Genomic DNA, 18,925 nt, shown 5'->3' on the forward strand with positions numbered 1-18,925 from the left:
ATTTGAGCATGAGCCCGGCTAAATAGCCGGGCTCATGCTCAAATGGGGGACCTGACCCCGGGTTGCCTATCCGTTGAGCAGGTGGCGTTTTACAGTCTTGCTCCTGAGCCAAAAGTTGCCCCTTACCCTGCGACAAAAAGGTATGATAGTGCGTACCTTTTATGGCTCATCCCATCCTACGCCACGCTATGACCGCACAAGTACCTGTCGCACCCGTCCCCACCGATACCAGCCCGTTGGGCACTGTTATGGCGCTGGCCGTCAAGGGCGTGCTGTCCATCGGCGACCTGTTCGGCGCCGCCGCCGTGTTGCAGGAAAGCGGACAACTGCCCGCCGCCATCGCCCTGTACCGTACCTGGATCGACCATACGCCGTCGCCGCTGATCTACGCCGCCTGCTTCAACCTGGCCGTGGTGCTGTCCAATTCCGGCGACGATCCCGGCGCCGAAGCGGTGCTGCGCAAGGCCATCGCCCAGAACCCCGGCTTCGTCGAAGCCCGCCTCAACCTGGGCACCTTGCTGGAACGCACCGGCCGCCCGGACGACGCGCTGGCGATGTGGAAAACCATACTCACCGATGAAGTGCAGCCGGACATCAAGACCAATCCGACCCTGTACGTGCAAACCCTGAACAACCTCGGCCGCCTGCTGGAGATCCGCAAGCGCTATCCCGAGGCCGAAGCCATGCTGGCGCTGAGCCTGCGCGTCGATCCGCAACAGGCCAACGTCATGACCCACTGGGTCCACCTGCGCCAGAAGCAGTGCGAATGGCCGGTCTACAGCGGCCTGGAGCACATCTCGGTCGCCACCATGATGGACGGCACCTCGGCGCTGGCCATGCTCAGCGCCTCGGCCGACCCGGCCCAGCAGCTGTCCGCCGCGCGCCGCTTCGTCAACGAAAAGGTCAACGCCGCCGTCGCGCCGCTGACCGGCGCCCACGGCTACGGCCACAGCCGCCTGCGCATCGGCTACCTGTCGTCGGACTTCTGCTCGCACGCGGTGTCCATCCTGACCGCCGAGCTGTACGAGCTGCACGACCGCAGCAAGTTCGAGGTCTACGCCTTCAGCTGGAGCCGCGAGGACGGCTCGCCGATCCGCGCCCGCGTGGTCAAGGCGATGGACCACTACATCCGCATCGACGCCCAGACCGACGAGCAGGCCGCGCGCACCATCCGCGCCCACGAGATCGACATCCTGGTCGACCTGCACGGCCTGACGCTGGGCGCGCGCCCCAACATCCTGGCCTACCGCCCGGCGCCGGTGCAGCTGACCTACCTCGGCTTCCCCGGCAGCACCGGCCTGCCCGGCGTCGACTACGTGATCGCCGACGAATTCCTGATCACGCCGGAAATGACCAAGGACTTCACCGAGAAGCCGCTGTACCTGCCGGACACCTTCCAGATCAACGACCGCCAGCGCCTGATCGCCGCCAAGCCGACCCGCGCCAGCGTCAACCTGCCGGAAGACGCCTTCGTGTTCGTCTCGTTCAACAACAACTTCAAGTTCACGCCCGACCTGTTCACGGTGTGGATGAACATCCTGCGCCGCGTGCCCAACAGCGTGCTGTGGCTGGTGGCCGACTATCCGGAAGTGCGCGAGAACCTGTACCGCTACGCCGAGGAAGCCGGCATCGCCCGCGACCGCCTGATCTTCAACAGCCGCGCGGTGCCGGCCGAATACCTGGCGCGCTACCAGCTGGCCGACCTGTTCCTCGACACCTTCCCGTTCAACGCCGGCACCACCGCCAGCGACGCCCTGTGGGCCGGCCTGCCGCTGCTGACCTGCGCCGGCCAGACCTTCTCGTCGCGCATGGCCGGCAGCCTGCTGCGCGCGGTCGACCTGCCGCAGCTGATCACCTACAACTTCGCCGACTACGAAGAGAAGGCGGTGGCGCTGGCCAACGACCCGGCCCGCATCGCTTCGATGAAGCGCCAGCTGGCCGCCAACCGCCTGAGCTGCCCGCTGTTCGACAGCCCGCGCTTCGTGCGCAACCTCGAGGCCGCGCTGCAGAAGGTCGCCAAGCCGGCCGCGCCGCGCCTGGCCGCGCCGGAACACGCGGTGCGGCCGCAGGAACCGTCGCAGCCGGCCGAACCGGTGCGCATCGTCGACATCCCCATCGTCACCGTGTCCTACAACGCGCCGGACCTGATCGAGGCGCTGCTGCGCACGCTGCGCCAGTTCTACCCCAACCGCGTGTACGTGATCGACGGCTCGAATCCGGACGTGGCCGAGAAAATCCGCGCCATCACCGACGGCTACGACAACGTCGAGTTCATCCCGTTCGGCTACAACATCCACCACGGCCCCGGCATGGCCTGGGCGCTCAGCCACCTGGGCCTGTCGGGCGAGGTGCTGTTCCTCGATTCCGACGTCGAGATCCTCAAGGCCGGCTTCCTGGAATCGCTGCACAGCCAGCTGCGCCCGGAGATGTACGGCGTCGGCAACGTCCAGTGGGTCAACGAAGTGGGCCACAGCCGCGACGCCGACGGCATCCCCTACCTGCACCCGGCCTGCATGCTGGTGAACGCCGAAGTGATGCGCCAGTGGCCGATGCCGATCAAGCACGGCGCGCCGCTGCTGCCGGCCATGCTGGCGATGCACCAGGCCGGCCAGAGCGCGCTGATGCACAGCGTCGACTGGGTGCGCAACGATTTCGCCCGCGAGCCGAGCCGCACCTACATCAAGCACGACTGGCAGGGCACGGTGATCCGCACCGGCGGCTACCACTACGACCTGCCGAGCGCCACCAGCGTGGTCAACACCGACCTGCTGACCTTCATGCCGCCCAACGCGGCCAAGGTGGTGGAGCTGGGCTGCGGCGACGGCGCCTTCGCCAAGGCTTACCGCGCCCGCAACCCGCTGGCCAACTACACCGGCATCGAAGCCGATCCGGCGCCGGCCCAGGCCGCCCGTCCGCATTGCGACTTCGTGTTCAACCTCGACCTCGAACACGCCGGCGCCGACCTGTGGGACCACGTGCGCGGGGCCGACTGCTGGGTCATCGACGAGACGCTGGAAACGCTGAACGACCCGTGGACCGTGCTGCAGAAAATCCGCACCAGCATCGCGCCGGGCGGCAAGCTGATCGCCACCATCCGCAACTTCCAGCACTGGAGCGTGCAGGCGCGCCTGAACGCCGGCGACATGCGCTACGGCCCGGCCGGCATCGAAAAGACGCGCAAGCGCATCTTCACCCGCGGCGCCATGCTGGAGCTGTTCCAGCAGGCCGGTTTCCAGATCGCCGGCGGCAGCGCCCGCATCATCGACGAACCGGCGCGCGAGAAATACCTGCCGGCGATCCGCATGATGGCCGGCGCCAGCGGCCTCGATCCGGTGGTGGCGGTGGAAGACGCGCTGCCGTGGCAATACATCGTGATGGCGGTCGCCGCCTAAGCCAGGAGCCAGACAATCTATGAGTTTGCCATTAGTTAGCATCGTTATCCCGTCCTACAAGACCGCCCACTTCGAGGCTTGCCTGAAGTCGGCGCTGGGACAGAGTTATCCCAACATCGAGATCCTGGTCAGCGACAACTGCCCGACCGAGGCGATCAAGGACATGTGCGCCAAGTACACCGGCCACCTGATCTACCAGCGCAATTCGGCGCTGCGCGAGCAGAACGTGCTGACCGCGCTGTTCGCCGCCAAGGGCCAGCTGATCAAGCCGCTGTTCGACGACGACATCCTGCACCCGTTCTGCATCGAGCGCATGGTGGCGACCATGAATATGGATCCGGAGATCCAGCTGGTGTTCTCGTCCTCGCAGGTGATCAACGTCGACAACGAGCGCACCGAGCTGCGCCGGCCCTACCAGGCCAGCGGCAGCATGACGGCGCGCGACATGCAGCGCAGCATGGTGCTGGGCATGCGCAACTTCGTCGGCGAGTTCAGCACCATCATGTTCCGCCGCGAGCGCCTGTGGGAAATCGGCCGCCACCTGTTCCGCTACCACCAGCACGACTGCACGCTGGGCCTGGCCGACGTCGCCGCCTACTTCAACCTGGCGCGCGACGGCAAGGTGTTCTACATCGACGAGGAGCTGTCCTACTTCCGCCACGACCAGCGGCTCGAATCGAACAGCAATATCAACAGCAACCCCAACTTCGGCTACTGCTTCTCCGACTATATCGACCTGCTGATCGAATCGTGCGACATCGGCCTGGTCGCGCCGGAAGAGCTGGTGGTGATGCAGCCGACGGTGGACGACGTGGCGGCCCGCCTGAGCGGCATCTTCCCGATGGTGGCCCGCTCGCAGCAGCGCTTCCATAACGTGCTGGCGGCCCAACGCGCTGCGGCGGAAGGGACGGCATCATGATGGACCAGTGCCGGCTGATCGAGCTGCCGCCCCACCACGACGTGCGCGGCAACCTGTCCGTCATCGAAGGCGGCGTGCACATCCCGTTCGACATCAAGCGCGTCTACTACCTGTACGACGTGCCGGGCGGCTCGGCGCGCGCCGGCCACGGCCACATCGAGCTGCAGCAGCTGTTCGTCGCCATGTCGGGCAGCTTCGACGTCATCGTCGACGACGGCTACGAGCGCAAGAAATTCCAGCTGAACCGCTCCTACTACGGCCTGTACGTGCCCGGCATGATGTGGCGCGAGGTCGAGAACTTCTCGTCCGGCGCGGTGTGCGTGGTGCTGGCCTCGACGCTGTACGACCCCAAAGACTACTACCACGACTACGATGAATTCGTGGCCGCGGCACACCAACCTAAGTGAGTTTTGCCATGAGCGTACCCTTCCTCGACCTGAAAGCCATCAACCTGTCGCAAGGCGACGAGCTGGAAGCCGCGTTCAAGCGCGTGCTGCATTCCGGCTGGTACATCCTCGGGAGCGAGACCGGCGCCTTCGAAGCCAGCTTCGCGACCTATTGCAAGAGCAAGCACGGCATCGGCGTGGCCAACGGCCTGGACGCGATCTTCATGATACTCAAGGCCTACGGCATCGGCCCCGGCGACGAGGTGATCGTGCCGTCCAACACCTTCATCGCCACCTGGCTGGCGGTCAGCGACTGCGGCGCCACGCCGATCCCGGTCGAGCCCACCGCCGACGGCTTCAACATCGACCCGGCCCGGGTGGAGGCGGCCATCACGCCGCGCACCAAGGCCATCATGCCGGTGCACCTGTACGGCCAGACCGCCGACATGGATCCGCTGCAAGCGCTGGCCGCCAAGCACGGCCTGAAGCTGATCGAGGACGCGGCCCAGGCCCACGGCGCGCTGTACCGCGGCCGCGTGGCCGGCCAGCTGGGCGACGCCGCCGCCTTCAGCTTCTATCCGGGCAAGAACCTGGGCGCGCTGGGCGACGGCGGCGCCGTCACCACCAGCGACGACGACCTGGCCGACCAGATCCGCACGCTGCGCAACTACGGCTCCAAGGTCAAGTACTACAACGAGGTGCCGGGCTATAACTCGCGCCTGGACGAGCTGCAAGCGGCGCTGCTGAGCGTCAAGCTGCCCAAGCTGGACGGCGACAACGCCAAACGCCGCGCCATCGCCGCCATCTACCAGCGCGAGCTGGCCGGCCTGCCCGGCCTGGCGCTGCCGCACGTGCCGGAATGGGCCGAGCCGGTATGGCATGTCTACGTGGTCCGCCACGCCCAGCGCGACGCGCTGGCCAAGGCGCTGGCCGAACAGGGCATCGGCACCATCGTCCACTATCCGGTGCCGCCGCATCTGCAACCGGCCTACGCCCACCTGGGCTACCAGCCGGGCGACTTCCCGCTGGCCGAAGCCATCCACAAGGAAGTGCTGAGCCTGCCGATGGGCCCGACCATGACGGCCGAACAGGCGATGGAAGTGGTGGCGGCGGTGCGCAAGTTCTGCGCGGCATAAATTACAGGAAACCACATGATTCATGCTAGCGCCATCGTCTCGCCCAAGGCCAAGCTGGGGGACGGCGTCAGCGTCGGCCCGTTCACCATCATCCATGACAACGTGGAGATCGGCGCCGGCTCGGTCATCGACAGTTATTGCGAGATCGGCTATCCGACCCCGCTGGCCGACGGCCAGCCGCTGGTGATCGGCGCCGGCGCGCGCATCCGCTCGCACTCGGTGTTCTACGAAGGCTCGCGCTTCGGCGACAAGCTGGTCACCGGCCACCGCGTGGTGGTGCGCGAAAAAACCGTGGCCGGCATCGCCTTCCAGATCGGCACCATGAACGATATCCAGGGCGACTGCGTCATCGGCGACTACGTGCGCTGCCAGTCCAACGTCTTCATCGGCAAGATGTCCAGGGTCGGCAACTTCGTCTGGCTGCTGCCGTATGTGGTGCTGACCAACGATCCCCATCCGCCCAGCAATGTGCTGGTCGGCGCCACCATCGGCGACTACGCGGCCATCGCCGCGATGTCGGTGATCTTGCCCGGCGTGACCGTGGGCGAGCGCTCGCTGGTGGCCGCGCACAGCAAGGTGCACCGCGACGTCGCCCCGCACACCGTGGTGGCCGGCAATCCGGCGCAGTTCCTGTGCGACGCCAGCAAGATCAAGCTGAAGGACGGCAGCGGCGCTCCGGCCTATCCGTGGACCACCCACTTCAAGCGCGGCTACCCGGCCGAGATCACCGCCGGCTGGGACGCGGCGCAACCATGAGCGGCGCCGGCACGCCCTACACCCAGTGGCTGAAACAGGCGGGACGCGGCAACATGACGATCCCGCAGCTGTTCGACGCCGCCGCCGCGCTGCAAAAGCAAGGCCAGCCGCAGCAAGCCATCGCGCTCTACCGCTGCTGGATCGAGCACGGCTCGCGCCAGCCGCTGTTGTACGCGGCCTGGTTCAACCTCGGCGCGCTGCTGGCCGCCGATTCCGACGACGCCGGCGCCGAGGCGGCCTACCGCAAGTGCATCGCGCTGCAGCCGCGCTTTGTCGAAGGCCGGCTCAATCTCGGCACCCTGCTGGAACGCCAGGGCCAGCCGGAGGAGGCGCTGGCGATGTGGCGCACCATCCTCGGCCCGGCCGTCAAGCTGGACCAGAAAACCCACCGCACCCAATACCTGCAAACGCTGAACAACCTGGGCCGTCTGCTGGAAATCCAGAAGCAGTACCCGGAAGCGGAAGCCATGCTGGCGCAAAGCCTGACCGTGGAGCCGGACCAGCCGCACGTGATGACGCACTGGGTGCACCTGCGCCAGAAGCAGTGCCACTGGCCGACCTGGAGCGGCCTGCCGCACATCAGCCGGCGCCAGATGGAAGACGGCGCCTCGGCGCTGGCGATGCTGAGCCTGACCGACGACCCGGCGCTGCAAGCGGCCGCCGCCGCCCGCTTCGTGGCCGAGAAGCTCGACACCACGGTGGCCTCGCTGACCGGCCCGGCCGGCCAGGGCTCCGGCTACGGCCATGAACGGCTGCGCATCGGCTACCTGTCGTCCGACCTGTGCTCGCACGCGGTGTCCATCCTGACCGCCGAGCTGTACGGCCTGCACGACCGCAGCCAGTTCGAGGTCTACGCCTTCAGCTGGAGCCGCGAGGACGGCTCGCCGCTGCGCGCCCGCGTGGTGGCCGGCATGGACCACTACATTCCGATTCACGCGCTGAGCGACGAGCAGGCCGCGCGCCTGATCCGCGGCCACGAGATCGACATCCTGGTCGACCTGCACGGCCTGACCTCCGGCGCGCGTCCGCAGATCCTGGCGTACCGTCCGGCGCCGGTGCAGATGACGTGGCTGGGCTTCCCCGGCACCACCGGCCTGCCCGGCATCGACTACGTGATCGCCGACGAGTTCCTGATCACGCCGGAAATGACCAAGGACTTCAGCGAGCAGCCGCTGTACCTGCCGGACACCTTCCAGATCAACGACCGCCAGCGCCTGATCGGCAACAAGCCGACCCGCGCCAGCGTCAAGCTGCCGGAAGACGCCTTCGTATTCTGCTCGTTCAACAACAGCTACAAGTTCAAGCCCGAGCTGTTCGCGCACTGGATGAACATCCTGCGCCGCGTGCCGGGCAGCGTGCTGTGGCTGGTGGCCGACACGCCGCTGGTGGCCGACAACCTGAAGCGCTTCGCCACCGACGCCGGCATCGATGCCGAACGGCTGATCTTCGCCGAACGCGCGCTGCCGGCCGACTACCTGGCGCGCTACCAGCTGGCCGACCTGTTCCTCGACACCTATCCGTTCAACGCCGGCACCACCGCCAGCGATGCCCTGTGGGCCGGCCTGCCGCTGCTGACCTGCGCCGGGCCGACCTTCGCCTCGCGCATGGCCGGCAGCCTGTTGCGCGCGGTCGACCTGCCGCAACTGATCACCTACAACTTCGCCGACTACGAAGAAAAGGCGGTGGCGCTGGCCAACGACCCGGACGCCATCGCCGCCATGAAGCGCCAGCTGATCGAAAACCGCATGAGCTGCGCCCTGTTCGACACCCCGCGCCTGGTGCGCAACCTGGAGGCGGCCATGCAGCGCGTGGCGCGGCCAGGCATTGCTACAACCAACACCACGAAAGCAGCCATGAATATCGACCAGATCCCGATGATCGCGGTGTCCTACAACGCACCCGACCTGATCGCCTCGCTGCTGGGCACTTTCCGCCAGTTCTACCCGCACAACCCGGTCACCATCATCGACGGCTCGGCGCCGGAGATCGCCGAAAAGATCGCGCCGATCGCCGCCCAGTATCCGGGCGTGCGCTTCATCCCGTTCGGCTACAACATCCACCACGGCCCCGGCATGGCGTGGGCGATCGAGAACCTGGAGCTGTCCGGCCAGGTGCTGTTCCTCGATTCCGACGTCGAGATCCTCAAGCGCGGCTTCCTCGAATCGCTGGTGGAGAACCTGGAGCCGCAGATGTACGGGGTCGGCAACGTCACCCCCGTCAACGCCGACGGCCAGCCCTACGGCGAAGGCAGCATGCCCTACCTGCACCCGGCCTGCATGCTGACCAACATCGAGGTGGTGCGCCAGTGGCCGCTGCCGGTCAAGCACGGCGCGCCGATGCTGCCGTCCATGGTGGCGATGGCGCAGGCCGGCAAGAGCGACCAGCTGATGCGCAACGTCGCCTGGGTCAACAACGATTTCAGCGACCAGCCGGCGCAGCGCATCTTCATCCGCCACGACTGGCAGGGCACGGTGCGCCGCACCGGCGGCTACCACTACGACAAACCCGCGGCCACCGTGCAGATCAACCAGCAGCTGCTGGACCTGGCGCCGAGCGCGGTCAAGGTGGTGCAGCTGGGCTGCGGCGACGGCGCCTTCGCCAAGGCCTACAAGCAGCGCCACCCGCTGTGCAACTACACCGGCATCGAACGCGACGCCATCGCCGCCGAGCAGGCGCGCGCACACTGCGATTTCGTCTACAGCCAGGACATCGAAACCCCGGACCCGCAGCGCGACCGCCAGCTGGCGCAGGCCGACCTGTGGCTGCTGGACGGCGCGCTGGAACGCGTGCGCGATCCGGCCGCGCTGCTGGCGGCGATCCGCGCCAGCATGGCGCCGGGCGGCACGCTGGTGCTGTCGGTGCGTAACCTGCAGCACTGGAGCACGCAAGTGCGGCTCAACATGGGCGACTTCCGCTACCGCGCCGACGGCGTGATGCAGCAGGGCGAACTGCACGGCTTCACGCGCGGCTCGCTGCTGGAGTTGCTGCAGCAATGCGGCTTCCGCATGAGCGGCGGCATGCCCGTGATGTACAACGAGCCGGGCCGCGAAATCTTCCTGCCCATCCTGCGCCAGCTGGCCCAGGCCAGCGGCAGCGATCCCGAGCTGGCGGTGCAGGACGCCATGGCGCAACGCTACATCGTCACCGCCGTGCCGGCCTGAGTCCCATGAAGATCCTCATCATCGGCGGTTCCAACTCGCTGCTCAAGGACGGCTACGTCACCCACCTGGCGCAGTCGCTGCAAGGCTATGTCGAGCCCGAGATCGTGCAGATCTCGGTCGGCGCCACCACCTCGCTGTCGGCCATCGGCCGCCTGTATGAAACCTATGCCAGCACGTCGGTGGCGCCGGTGGACGTGGTGCTGTACGAGTACTCGATCAACGACACCGGCCACTTCGCGCCCCGCCCCGGCGGCGCCGATTCCTGGCTGTTCTGCTTCCACCTGCTGCTGAAGACGGCCGCGCAGCTGTACCCGACGGCGGTGTTCGTGCCGCTGGTGCTGGCGCAGCAGCAGCACTTCTCGTCGACCGCGCCGCATCCGATCTACGACGCGCAGCTGCGCGCCTTCAATGAACTGGCGCTGCCGGTGATCGACGTGCGCGCCGCGCTGTCGGCGCTGTTCCTGGGCCGCGCGCCGGCCTGGCTGTACCGCGACCCGGCCCACTACGACACGCCGCACGCCACCTCCATCGTCGGCGCCATCGTCGCCCAGCGCCTGCTGACGCTGAAGGCGCAGAACGCCGAGCCGCTGGCGGCCACGGCGGCGCGCCTGCAGGCCGTGTCGCCGTTCGCCGGGCTGCAGGCGATGTACCTGCCCGGCGTCAACCTGCAACAGTTCACCAGCGGCCCGGTGCAGCGCGGCCATACCGGCAACCGCCTGATGCAGCTGGACTATCTGCGCATGCTGCCCGGCAGCCGCCTCGAACTGAACAGCGAGATGTTCCCGCTGGCGCTGTTCCTGAAATCCGACCCACAGCACGACGCGCTGCAACTGGAACTGGGCAGCGACGACGGCCTGGCCTTCAACGCCCGCGTCGCCACCCGCCACGCCGATACCGAAACCCTGCCCTTCGTCTACTCCAGCATCCCGCTGCCGCTGCTGTGGAGCCACAGCCTGCTGCGGCCCTACGGCGCCAGCCGGCTGGCTGTGTCGGTGCCGGAACAGGCCGGCGGCGCGCAGACCGGCTTCGACTGCTATGCCGGCGGCCGGCCGGATGCGCCGGAACGCCACCTCGACCTGGTCGGCGTGCTGATGCTGACCGAGGCGCGCTAAAGCGCCAGCCACCTGACCGGAGCCCGCCCATGTCCCAGCAACTGCATCAAGCGATGGCCGCCGGTAACCTGGCTGAAGCGGGAACGCTGGCGCTGGCGCTGGCGCGGCTGGGCGAGCTGGCCATCATCGACCTGATCGGCCTGACCAGTCTGCTGTCGGCGCAGGGCAAGAGCGAGCAGACCATTTCGCTGTACCAGCTGTGGCTGGAGCATTGCGACTCGCCGCTGGAATACGTGGCCTGGTACAACCTGGCCGTGGTCCAGCTGCAAGCGGGCGACGAGGCCGGCGCCGAGCGCGGCTACCGTCAATCGCTGCGGCTGCATCCCGGCTTCACCGAAAGCCAGCTGGGACTGGGCGCGCTGCTGGAACGGCGGCGCCAGCCGGAAGCGGCGCTGGCGCTGTGGCAGGAGGCGCTGGACGACCTCGACGCCAGCTCGGCCGCCGCGCCGGCGCTGCGGATACGCCTGTTCAACAACATCGGCCGGCTGGCCGAGGCGCAGGGCGAACTGCCGCAGGCGGAGCAGGCGCTGCTGCACAGCCTGCAACTCGACCCGCGCCAGAGCCTGATCGCGCCGCAATGGCTGAACCTGCGCCTGAAGCTGTGCGCCTGGCCGGTGGTGGGCTTCGTGCCCGGCCTGAGCGAGAGCGCGCTGCGCCACGCCACCTCGGCGCTGGCCATGCTGAGCCTGAGCGACGACCCGGCCCGCCAGCTGGCGGCGGCCCAGCGCGAAGTGCGCGCCACCCTGCCGCCGGCCCCGGCGCCATTGGCCGACGGCGAAGGCTACGGCCACCGCAAGCTGCGCATCGGCTACCTGTCCTGCGGCTTTGGCGCCCAGCCCATCGGCCGGCTGCTGGCGGAATTGTTCGAGCTGCACAATCGCGAGCAGATCGAAGTCTACGGCTTCTGCTGGAGCGCCGAGGACGGCTCGGCCCTGCGCCAGCGCCTGCTGCGCGGCATGGACTTGCACGTGCCGATCGCCGCGCTGAGCGACTTGCAGGCGGCGCAGGCGATCCGCGCCCACGAGATCGATATCCTGGTCGACCTGCACGGCCGGCTGCCGGGCGCGCGGCCGGGCATCCTGCTGCAGCGGCCGGCGCCGGTGCAGATCGCCTGGCTGGGCCAGCCCGGCAGCAGCGCCATGGCCGCCGTCGACTACGTGCTGGCCGACGCCATCACGCTGCCGCCGGAACTGGCGCCGCACTACACCGAACAGCCGCTGTACCTGCCGCACTGCTTCCAACCGCAGGACCGCCGGCGGCCGCTGCCCAAGCCGCAGCCCGGCCACGGCGGCCACGGCAGCCACAGTGGTCCCGGCAGCCGCGCCGCGCTCGGCCTGCCGGAGCCGGGCTTCGTCTACTGCTGCTTCGGCGCGGCCGAGCACATCACGCCGGAACGCTACGCCACCTGGATGCGCATCCTGCAACAGGTGCCGGACAGCGTGCTGTGGCTGCAAACGGCCAGCGAACCGGTGCGCGACAACCTGCGGGTGGCGGCCATGCAACGCGGCGTCGCCAGCGAGCGCCTGTGCTTTGCCGAGCCGGTCGCATCATCCCCGGACCAGCAGCTGGCGCGCTACCAGGCCGCCGACCTGTTCCTCGACACCGCGCCGTACGCGTCGGGCGCGATGGCCGGCGAAGTGCTGTGGGCCGGCCTGCCGCTGCTGACCAGCACCGGGCGCAGCAGCGCCAGCCGGGTCAGCGCCAGCCTGCTGCACGCGGCCGGGCTGCCGGAGCTGGTCACCGCCAGCGAGCAGAAATACGAAGCCAGGGCGGTACGCCTGGCCGAGCGGCCCAAGGAACTGGCGCGGCTGCGCAACCGCTTGCGCAAGCACCGCGACAGCGCGCCGCTGTTCGACACGCCGCAGCTGGTGTGCGACCTGGAAGCGCTGTACCTGCGGGTCGCCAAGGGCGTCTCCCCCGTCGTTCCCGCGCAGGCGGCGGTCCGCCGATGCGGAATCCATGCTGCGCCGGCCGGCACGCGACGTATGGATTCCCGCGTGCGCGGGAACGACGACGCGCTGGTCAGCATCCTGATCGCCGCCGACGACCCGCTGCCGCTGGAAACCACGCTGCGCAGCGCGCTGGCGCAAACCTGGGCCAATTGCGAAATCATCGTCAGCGACAGCAGCCCCGACGGCGCCTGCCGCGCGCTGCTCAAGCCCCTGCTGAAAGCCCACCGCCGCCTGCGCTACGCGCCCGCGCCCGGCCTGGCGCCGCTGGACAACCTGAATCACTGCCTGGCATTGGCGCTGGGCGCCTACGTGGCCGTGGCGCCGGCCGGCGACACGCTGGCGCCCAACAAGATCGCCGTGATGCTGCCGTATTTCCTCGATCATCCGCAGGTGAACCTGGTGGCCTGCTGGCGCCAGCCACGTGCGCCCGACGGCCAGGCGCTGCCGGTGGCGCCGCTGTTCGCGGCCGAGATCGTGGTCAGCGCCGGCTCGCTGGCCAACCTGCTGCTCAATGGCGACAGCGGCGCGGCCGCCGCCGTCTGCGCGCCGGGCGCCCTGCTGTTCAAGCGCGCCAGCATCGGCGCGGCGTTCGGCCACTATCATGAGCGCCCCTACCGTGACCGCGCCTACGTCGCCAGCACGCTGACCGCGCTGGCCGGCGGCGACTATGTCTACCTGCCGCAGCCGCTGTCCAGCTACCGCGCCGCGCCCGTCGTGCCGGCCACGCCGCTGGCCCAGCTGGAGGCCGGCATCGAGGCGCTGGAGCTGCTGTACCAGGCCCATGCCCACGGCCACCGCTTCGAGCCGGCCGGCCACTTCCAGCAGCTGCTGTCGGCCCGTCTTTCCGAATTGAACACACTCATTGCCAGTCACTACACACAACTGGCCGCGACCGCTGCCCACCGGGTCGATGTGCTGCAGCGCACCATGAGAATTGGCTATCAACTCCTGCTGGCGCCATAACTGTGGTAAATCGCCATCGCCCGGTCTGTGGCACCAAACGACCCCTGCTTTTCGTTTAAAATAGCCCGGGCGCAAGAGATAATATCGTCTGCGTCAATTCAAAATAATCGGGGATCGTATGAAAGCAGTCATACTGGCTGGTGGACTGGGCACACGGCTCAGCGAAGAGACCACGGTCAAGCCGAAACCGATGGTGGAAGTCGGCGGCAAGCCTATCCTGTGGCACATCCTGAAGAGCTATTCGGCTCACGGCATCAACGACTTCGTCATCTGCTGTGGCTACCGCGGCTACGTGATCAAGGAATTCTTCGCCAACTACTTCCTGCACACGTCGGACGTCACCTTCGACCTGCAAAAGAACAGCATGGAAGTGCACGAGCGCCACGCCGAACCCTGGAAGGTCACGCTGATCGACACCGGCGCCGACACCCTGACCGGCGGCCGCCTGAAGCGCGTGCGCCAGTACGTCGAGAACGACGAAGCCTTCTGCTTCACCTACGGCGACGGCGTGGCCGACATCGACATCGCCGCCTCGATCGCCTTCCACAAGCAGCACGGCAAGCTGGCCACCATGACGGCGGTGCAGCCGCCGGGCCGCTTCGGCGCGATCGACATCGACGGCCAGCGCATCGTCAGCTTCAAGGAAAAACCGCAGGGCGACGGCGCCTGGATCAACGGCGGCTACTTCGTGCTGTCGCCGAAAGTGATCGACTACATCGCCGACGACAGCACCACCTGGGAAAAAGAGCCGATGGAAAAACTGGCCAGGGAAGGCCAGATGGACGCCTTCCACCACCACGGTTTCTGGCAGCCGATGGACACGCTGCGCGACAAGGTCCTGTTGGAAGACCTGTGGGAAAGCGGCAAGGCCCCGTGGAAGCGATGGCCATGAATCCATCCTTCTGGCACGGCAAGCGTGTATTCCTGACCGGGCACACCGGTTTCAAGGGGAGCTGGCTGAGCCTGTGGTTGCAGCAACTGGGCGCGCACGTCACCGGCTACGCGCTCGAAGCACCAAGCAAACCCAGTCTGTTCGAGACGGCGCAAGTCGGCGCCGGCATGACCTCCATCATCGGCGACATCCGCGACGGCGCGGCCCTGCGCGAAGCGATGATGAAGGCGCGTCCGGAAATCGTCATCCACATGGCGGCGCAGGCGCTGGTGCGCTATTCGTACGCCAATCCGGTGGAGACCTACGCCACCAACGTCATGGGGCTGGTGAATTTCTTCGAAGCGGTGCGCAACACGCCCGGCGTCAAGGCCGTGGTCAACGTCACCAGCGACAAGTGCTACGAGAACAAGGAATGGGCCTGGGGCTATCGCGAGAACGAAGCCTTTGGCGGCTACGACCCTTACAGCAACAGCAAGGCCTGCGCCGAACTGGTGACGGCCGGCTACCGCTCGTCCTTCTTCAATCCTGAAAAATACGCCGAGCATGGCGTCGGCCTGGGCTCCGGCCGCGCCGGCAATGTGATCGGCGGCGGCGACTGGGCCGAGGACCGCCTGATCCCCGACATGGTGCGCGCCATCGCCGCCGGCAAGCCGGTGCGCATCCGCAGCCCGCACGCGATCCGCCCGTGGCAGCACGTGCTGGAGCCGCTGTCGGGCTACCTGGCGCTGGCCGAACACCTGTACCTGCAAGGCGCGGATTTCGCCGAGGGCTTCAACTTCGGCCCGCACGACATCGACGCCCGTCCGGTCGAATGGATCATCTCGCGCCTGTGCGAAAGCTGGGGCCAGGGCGCCGGCTGGGAGCTGGACTCGGCGCCGCAGCCGCACGAGGCGCACTACCTGAAACTCGATTGTTCCAAGGCCCGCAGCCGCCTGCACTGGCAGCCGCGCTGGCACCTGGGCCATACGATCGACATGATCGTCGCATGGCACCAGGCCCACGCCAAAGGCGCCGACATGCGCGCGCTGACGCTGGCGCAAATCGACACATATCAAAACACCGCACATCTTTAAGCGACCATCTTTAGGGCAGCAATCATGAGTGAAGCACAAAGCAAAGAACAACTCCGCGCACAGATCATCAAGCTGGTGGGCGAATACGGCGCGCTGGCCAGCGTGCCTAAGGCCTTCGAACCCGGCGTGACGGTGATCCCGCCGGCCGGCAAAGTGGTCGGCGCACCGGAAATGGAACTGATGGTCGAAGCCTCGCTCGACGCCTGGCTGACCACCGGCCGCTTCAACGACCAGTTCGAGGCCAAGCTGGCCAAGATGATCGGCGTGGACTTCCTGATCACCGTGAACTCCGGCTCCTCGGCCAACCTGGTCGCGTTCAACACGCTGACCTCGCCGAAGCTGGGCGCGCGCGCGATCCAGCAGGGCGATGAAGTGATCGGCGTGGCCGCCGGCTTCCCTACCACCGTCAATCCGATCATCCAGTTCGGCGCGATCCCTGTCTTCGTCGACGTCGAACTGGGCACCTACAACATCGACGTGACCCAGCTGGAAGCGGCGATCTCGCCCAAGACCAAGGCCATCATGCTGGCCCACACGCTGGGCAATCCGTACAACCTGGACGTCATCACCGCGATCTGCAAGAAGCACAATCTGTGGCTGATCGAAGACTGCTGCGACGCGCTGGGTTCCACCTACCACGGCAAGATGGTCGGCACCTTCGGCGACATCGGCACCATGTCGTTCTACCCCGCCCACCACATCACCATGGGCGAAGGCGGCGCGGTGTTCACCAACAACGCCGAACTGAAGATGATCGCCGAATCGTTCCGCGACTGGGGCCGCGACTGCTACTGCGCGCCGGGCAAGGACAACACCTGCGGCAAGCGTTTCTGCCAGTGCCTGGGCACGCTGCCGATGGGCTACGACCACAAGTACACCTACAGCCACCTGGGCTACAACCTGAAGATCACCGACATGCAGGCCGCCTGCGGCCTGGCGCAGATCGACCGCGCGCCGGGCTTCATCCAGGCCCGCAAGGACAACTTCGCCTACCTGACCGAGCGCCTGCAATCGTGCGCCGAGTTCCTGATCCTGCCGCAGGCGACCGAGCATTCCGACCCGTCGTGGTTCGGTTTCCCGATGACGCTGAAGCCTGAAGCGAACGTCTCGCGCGTCGACCTGCTGACCTACCTGGACCAGCACAAGATCGGCACCCGCCTGCTGTTCGCCGGTAACCTGACGCGCCAGCCGTATATGGTGGGCCGCAACTACCGCGTCTCCGGCGAGTTGACCAACACCGACCGCGTGATGAACGACACCTTCTGGATCGGCGTGTTCCCCGGCCTGACCCGTGAAATGCTGGACTTCACGATCGACAAACTCGAAGCCTTCTTTGGTGTGAACTTCTAATGCAAGACAATAAAGTCAAGGTCGCCGAACTGGTGGCCGAAGCCCTGGAAAACCTGGGCATCCAGCACGCCTTCGGCATCATCGGCGCCGGCAACGTGCACCTGTTCGAAGCCATCGCCCGCCGCGGCTACACCGAGATCGTCTGCGTCCACCACGAGCAGGCCGCCTGCATGGCGGTGCAGACCTACTACCGCACCAACGGCCGCATCGCCGCCGCGCTGCTGACCACCGGCGCCGGCTCCACCAACGGCGTCACAGGCGTGGTGTCGGCATGGGCCGATTCGATCCCGTGCATCATCATCGCCGGCAACGAGAACTCCAAGTTCACCTTCCCGGAAAACCCGCTGCGCATGTGGGGCGTGCAGGGCTACGATTCCTGCCAGATGGTGGAGCGCGTCAGCAAATACCAGATGCGCGTGACGAAGATGGAACGCGCCGTCTACGAACTGGAAAAAGGCGTGCACCTGGCGCTGGAAGGCCGTCCGGGTCCGACCTGGATCGAGATCCCGATGGACATCCAGTCCGGCCGCATCGATCCGGCCACGCTGGAGCACTACGTCGCGCCGCCGGCGCCCGACTACCTGACGCCGGCCGTGGCCGCGCAGGTGGACAGCGTGCTGGCCGCATTGGCCAAGGCCGAGCGTCCGGTGCTCTGGCTGGGCAACGGCATCCGCCTGGCCGGCGGCGAGCGTCTGCTCAAGCCGCTGCTGGAAAAACTCGGCTCGCCGGCGCTGGTGTCGTGGGCCGGCATCGACATGCTCGACTCCAGCCACCCGCTGGTGTTCGGCCGCGCCGGCGTCTACGGCCAGCGCGCCGCCAACTTCATCCTGCAGAACAGCGACTACGTGCTGGCCATCGGCACCCGCCTGGCGATCCCGCAGATCGGCTACGACATCAATGAACTGGCCCGCCTGGCGCGCATCGACGTGGTCGACATCGACGGCGACGAAGTGATCAAGCACGCCAAGCGCACGCAGGAAAACATCATCTGCGACGCCCGCGTCTTCATCGAGGCGCTGCAGGCGCGCCTGGACGCGGCGAGCGCGCCGGCCATCGCATCGAAGGCCGACTGGGTCGCCAAGTGCCGCGCCTACGAGGAGCAGTTCCCGTGGGTGGGCGCCGAGCACGCGGATCCGGAAGGCTACATCAACTCCTACCGCTTCATGGAGCGCCTGAACGGCTTCTTCAAGGACGACCAGGTGGTGGTGACCGACATGGGCACGGCGCTGCTGAGCGGCCACCAGGTGCTGCGCTTCAAGGAAGGCCAGCGCTTCATGACCTCCACCGGTTTGGGCGAGATGGGCTACGGCCTGCCGGCCGCGCTGGGCGTGTCGTTCGCCAACGACCGCGGCGAGGTGATGTGCCTGAACTGCGACGGCGGCATGATGATGAACCTGCAAGAGCTGCAAACCATGGTGCATCACAACCTGCCGATCAAGCTGTTCATCTTCAACAACGACGGCTACCTGATGATCAAGCACACGCAGAAGTCGCTGTTCAAGTCGGACTACGTCGGCACCGACCGCAAGTCCGGCGTGTCCTGCCCCGACTTCTCCAAGCTGGCCGCCGCCTTCGACATCCCCGCCTACCAGATCCGCGGCTGGGACGAGTGCGACGCCACGCTGGCCAAGGTGCAGGCCCACACCGGCCCGGTGATCTGCGAAGTGTTCATGCATCCGCAGCAGCTGTTCTCGCCGAAGCTGGGCGTGGTCTCGCGCGCCGACGGCACCTTGGTGTCGCCGCCGCTGGAGGACCTGTCGCCGCTGATCCCGCGCGATGTGCTGGATAAGGCCATGATAGGCGGCATGCACGAGAAGTCGAAAACGCTCTAGC

The 18,925-nt window shown here is 67.2% G+C and carries 12 protein-coding genes; all 12 read left to right on the forward strand.

From position 1 onward, the window contains the following. Positions 1 to 188: 188 nt before the first annotated feature. The 12 genes from V6M89_RS27825 (at position 189) to V6M89_RS27880 (ending at position 18,924) form a co-directional block, all read left to right on the forward strand. Positions 189 to 3,392 (forward strand): O-linked N-acetylglucosamine transferase family protein, encoded by a 3,204-nt coding sequence (locus V6M89_RS27825; RefSeq protein WP_332856263.1) that lies wholly within the window; start codon positions 189 to 191, stop codon positions 3,390 to 3,392. Positions 3,393 to 3,411: 19 nt separating this feature from the next. After that, the gene (locus tag V6M89_RS27830) at positions 3,412 to 4,311 is read left to right on the forward strand and encodes a glycosyltransferase (RefSeq protein WP_332856264.1); all 900 of its coding nucleotides are present in this window, start codon (positions 3,412 to 3,414) and stop codon (positions 4,309 to 4,311) included. Continuing rightward, entirely contained in the window at positions 4,308 to 4,718 is a 411-nt protein-coding gene (locus tag V6M89_RS27835; RefSeq protein WP_008453214.1) for a sugar 3,4-ketoisomerase, read from the forward strand. Before V6M89_RS27830 ends, V6M89_RS27835 begins: the two co-directional genes overlap by 4 nt. Before the next feature lie 8 nt (positions 4,719 to 4,726). Next, a complete protein-coding gene (locus V6M89_RS27840) occupies positions 4,727 to 5,833 on the forward strand; it encodes a DegT/DnrJ/EryC1/StrS family aminotransferase (RefSeq protein WP_332856265.1) in 1,107 nt (368 codons plus the stop codon). A gap of 15 nt (positions 5,834 to 5,848) precedes the next feature. Next, entirely contained in the window at positions 5,849 to 6,589 is a 741-nt protein-coding gene (locus V6M89_RS27845; RefSeq protein WP_332856266.1) for an N-acetyltransferase, read from the forward strand. Continuing rightward, a complete protein-coding gene (locus V6M89_RS27850; protein ID WP_332856267.1) occupies positions 6,586 to 9,750 on the forward strand; it encodes an O-linked N-acetylglucosamine transferase family protein in 3,165 nt (1,054 codons plus the stop codon). Before V6M89_RS27845 ends, V6M89_RS27850 begins: the two co-directional genes overlap by 4 nt. A gap of 5 nt (positions 9,751 to 9,755) precedes the next feature. Next, positions 9,756 to 10,862 carry a hypothetical protein gene (locus tag V6M89_RS27855; protein ID WP_332856268.1) on the forward strand — a complete coding sequence of 369 codons (1,107 nt, stop codon included), beginning with the start codon at positions 9,756 to 9,758 and terminating at the stop codon, positions 10,860 to 10,862. A gap of 29 nt (positions 10,863 to 10,891) precedes the next feature. Beyond that, positions 10,892 to 13,777, forward strand: a complete 2,886-nt coding sequence (locus V6M89_RS27860; protein ID WP_332856269.1) for an O-linked N-acetylglucosamine transferase family protein — start codon at positions 10,892 to 10,894, stop codon at positions 13,775 to 13,777. A gap of 118 nt (positions 13,778 to 13,895) precedes the next feature. Next, complete coding sequence (rfbF, locus tag V6M89_RS27865) at positions 13,896 to 14,669, forward strand: glucose-1-phosphate cytidylyltransferase (RefSeq protein WP_332856270.1); 774 nt, start codon at positions 13,896 to 13,898, stop codon at positions 14,667 to 14,669. After that, positions 14,666 to 15,742 carry a CDP-glucose 4,6-dehydratase gene (rfbG, locus tag V6M89_RS27870; protein WP_332856271.1) on the forward strand — a complete coding sequence of 359 codons (1,077 nt, stop codon included), beginning with the start codon at positions 14,666 to 14,668 and terminating at the stop codon, positions 15,740 to 15,742. The genes rfbF and rfbG overlap by 4 nt, the downstream gene beginning before the upstream one ends. Before the next feature lie 24 nt (positions 15,743 to 15,766). Continuing rightward, positions 15,767 to 17,092: a lipopolysaccharide biosynthesis protein RfbH gene (rfbH, locus tag V6M89_RS27875; protein ID WP_332856272.1), complete on the forward strand. Its 1,326-nt coding sequence runs from the start codon at positions 15,767 to 15,769 to the stop codon at positions 17,090 to 17,092. Then, positions 17,092 to 18,924, forward strand: coding sequence for a thiamine pyrophosphate-binding protein (locus tag V6M89_RS27880; protein ID WP_332856273.1), 1,833 nt, complete (start codon positions 17,092 to 17,094; stop codon positions 18,922 to 18,924). Before rfbH ends, V6M89_RS27880 begins: the two co-directional genes overlap by 1 nt. Position 18,925: the final 1 nt, after the last annotated feature.

Origin of the sequence: Duganella sp. S19_KUP01_CR8 (genome assembly GCF_036688705.1) — a bacterium.
In the GTDB taxonomy this organism is placed as follows: Bacteria; Pseudomonadota; Gammaproteobacteria; order Burkholderiales; family Burkholderiaceae_D; genus Rugamonas.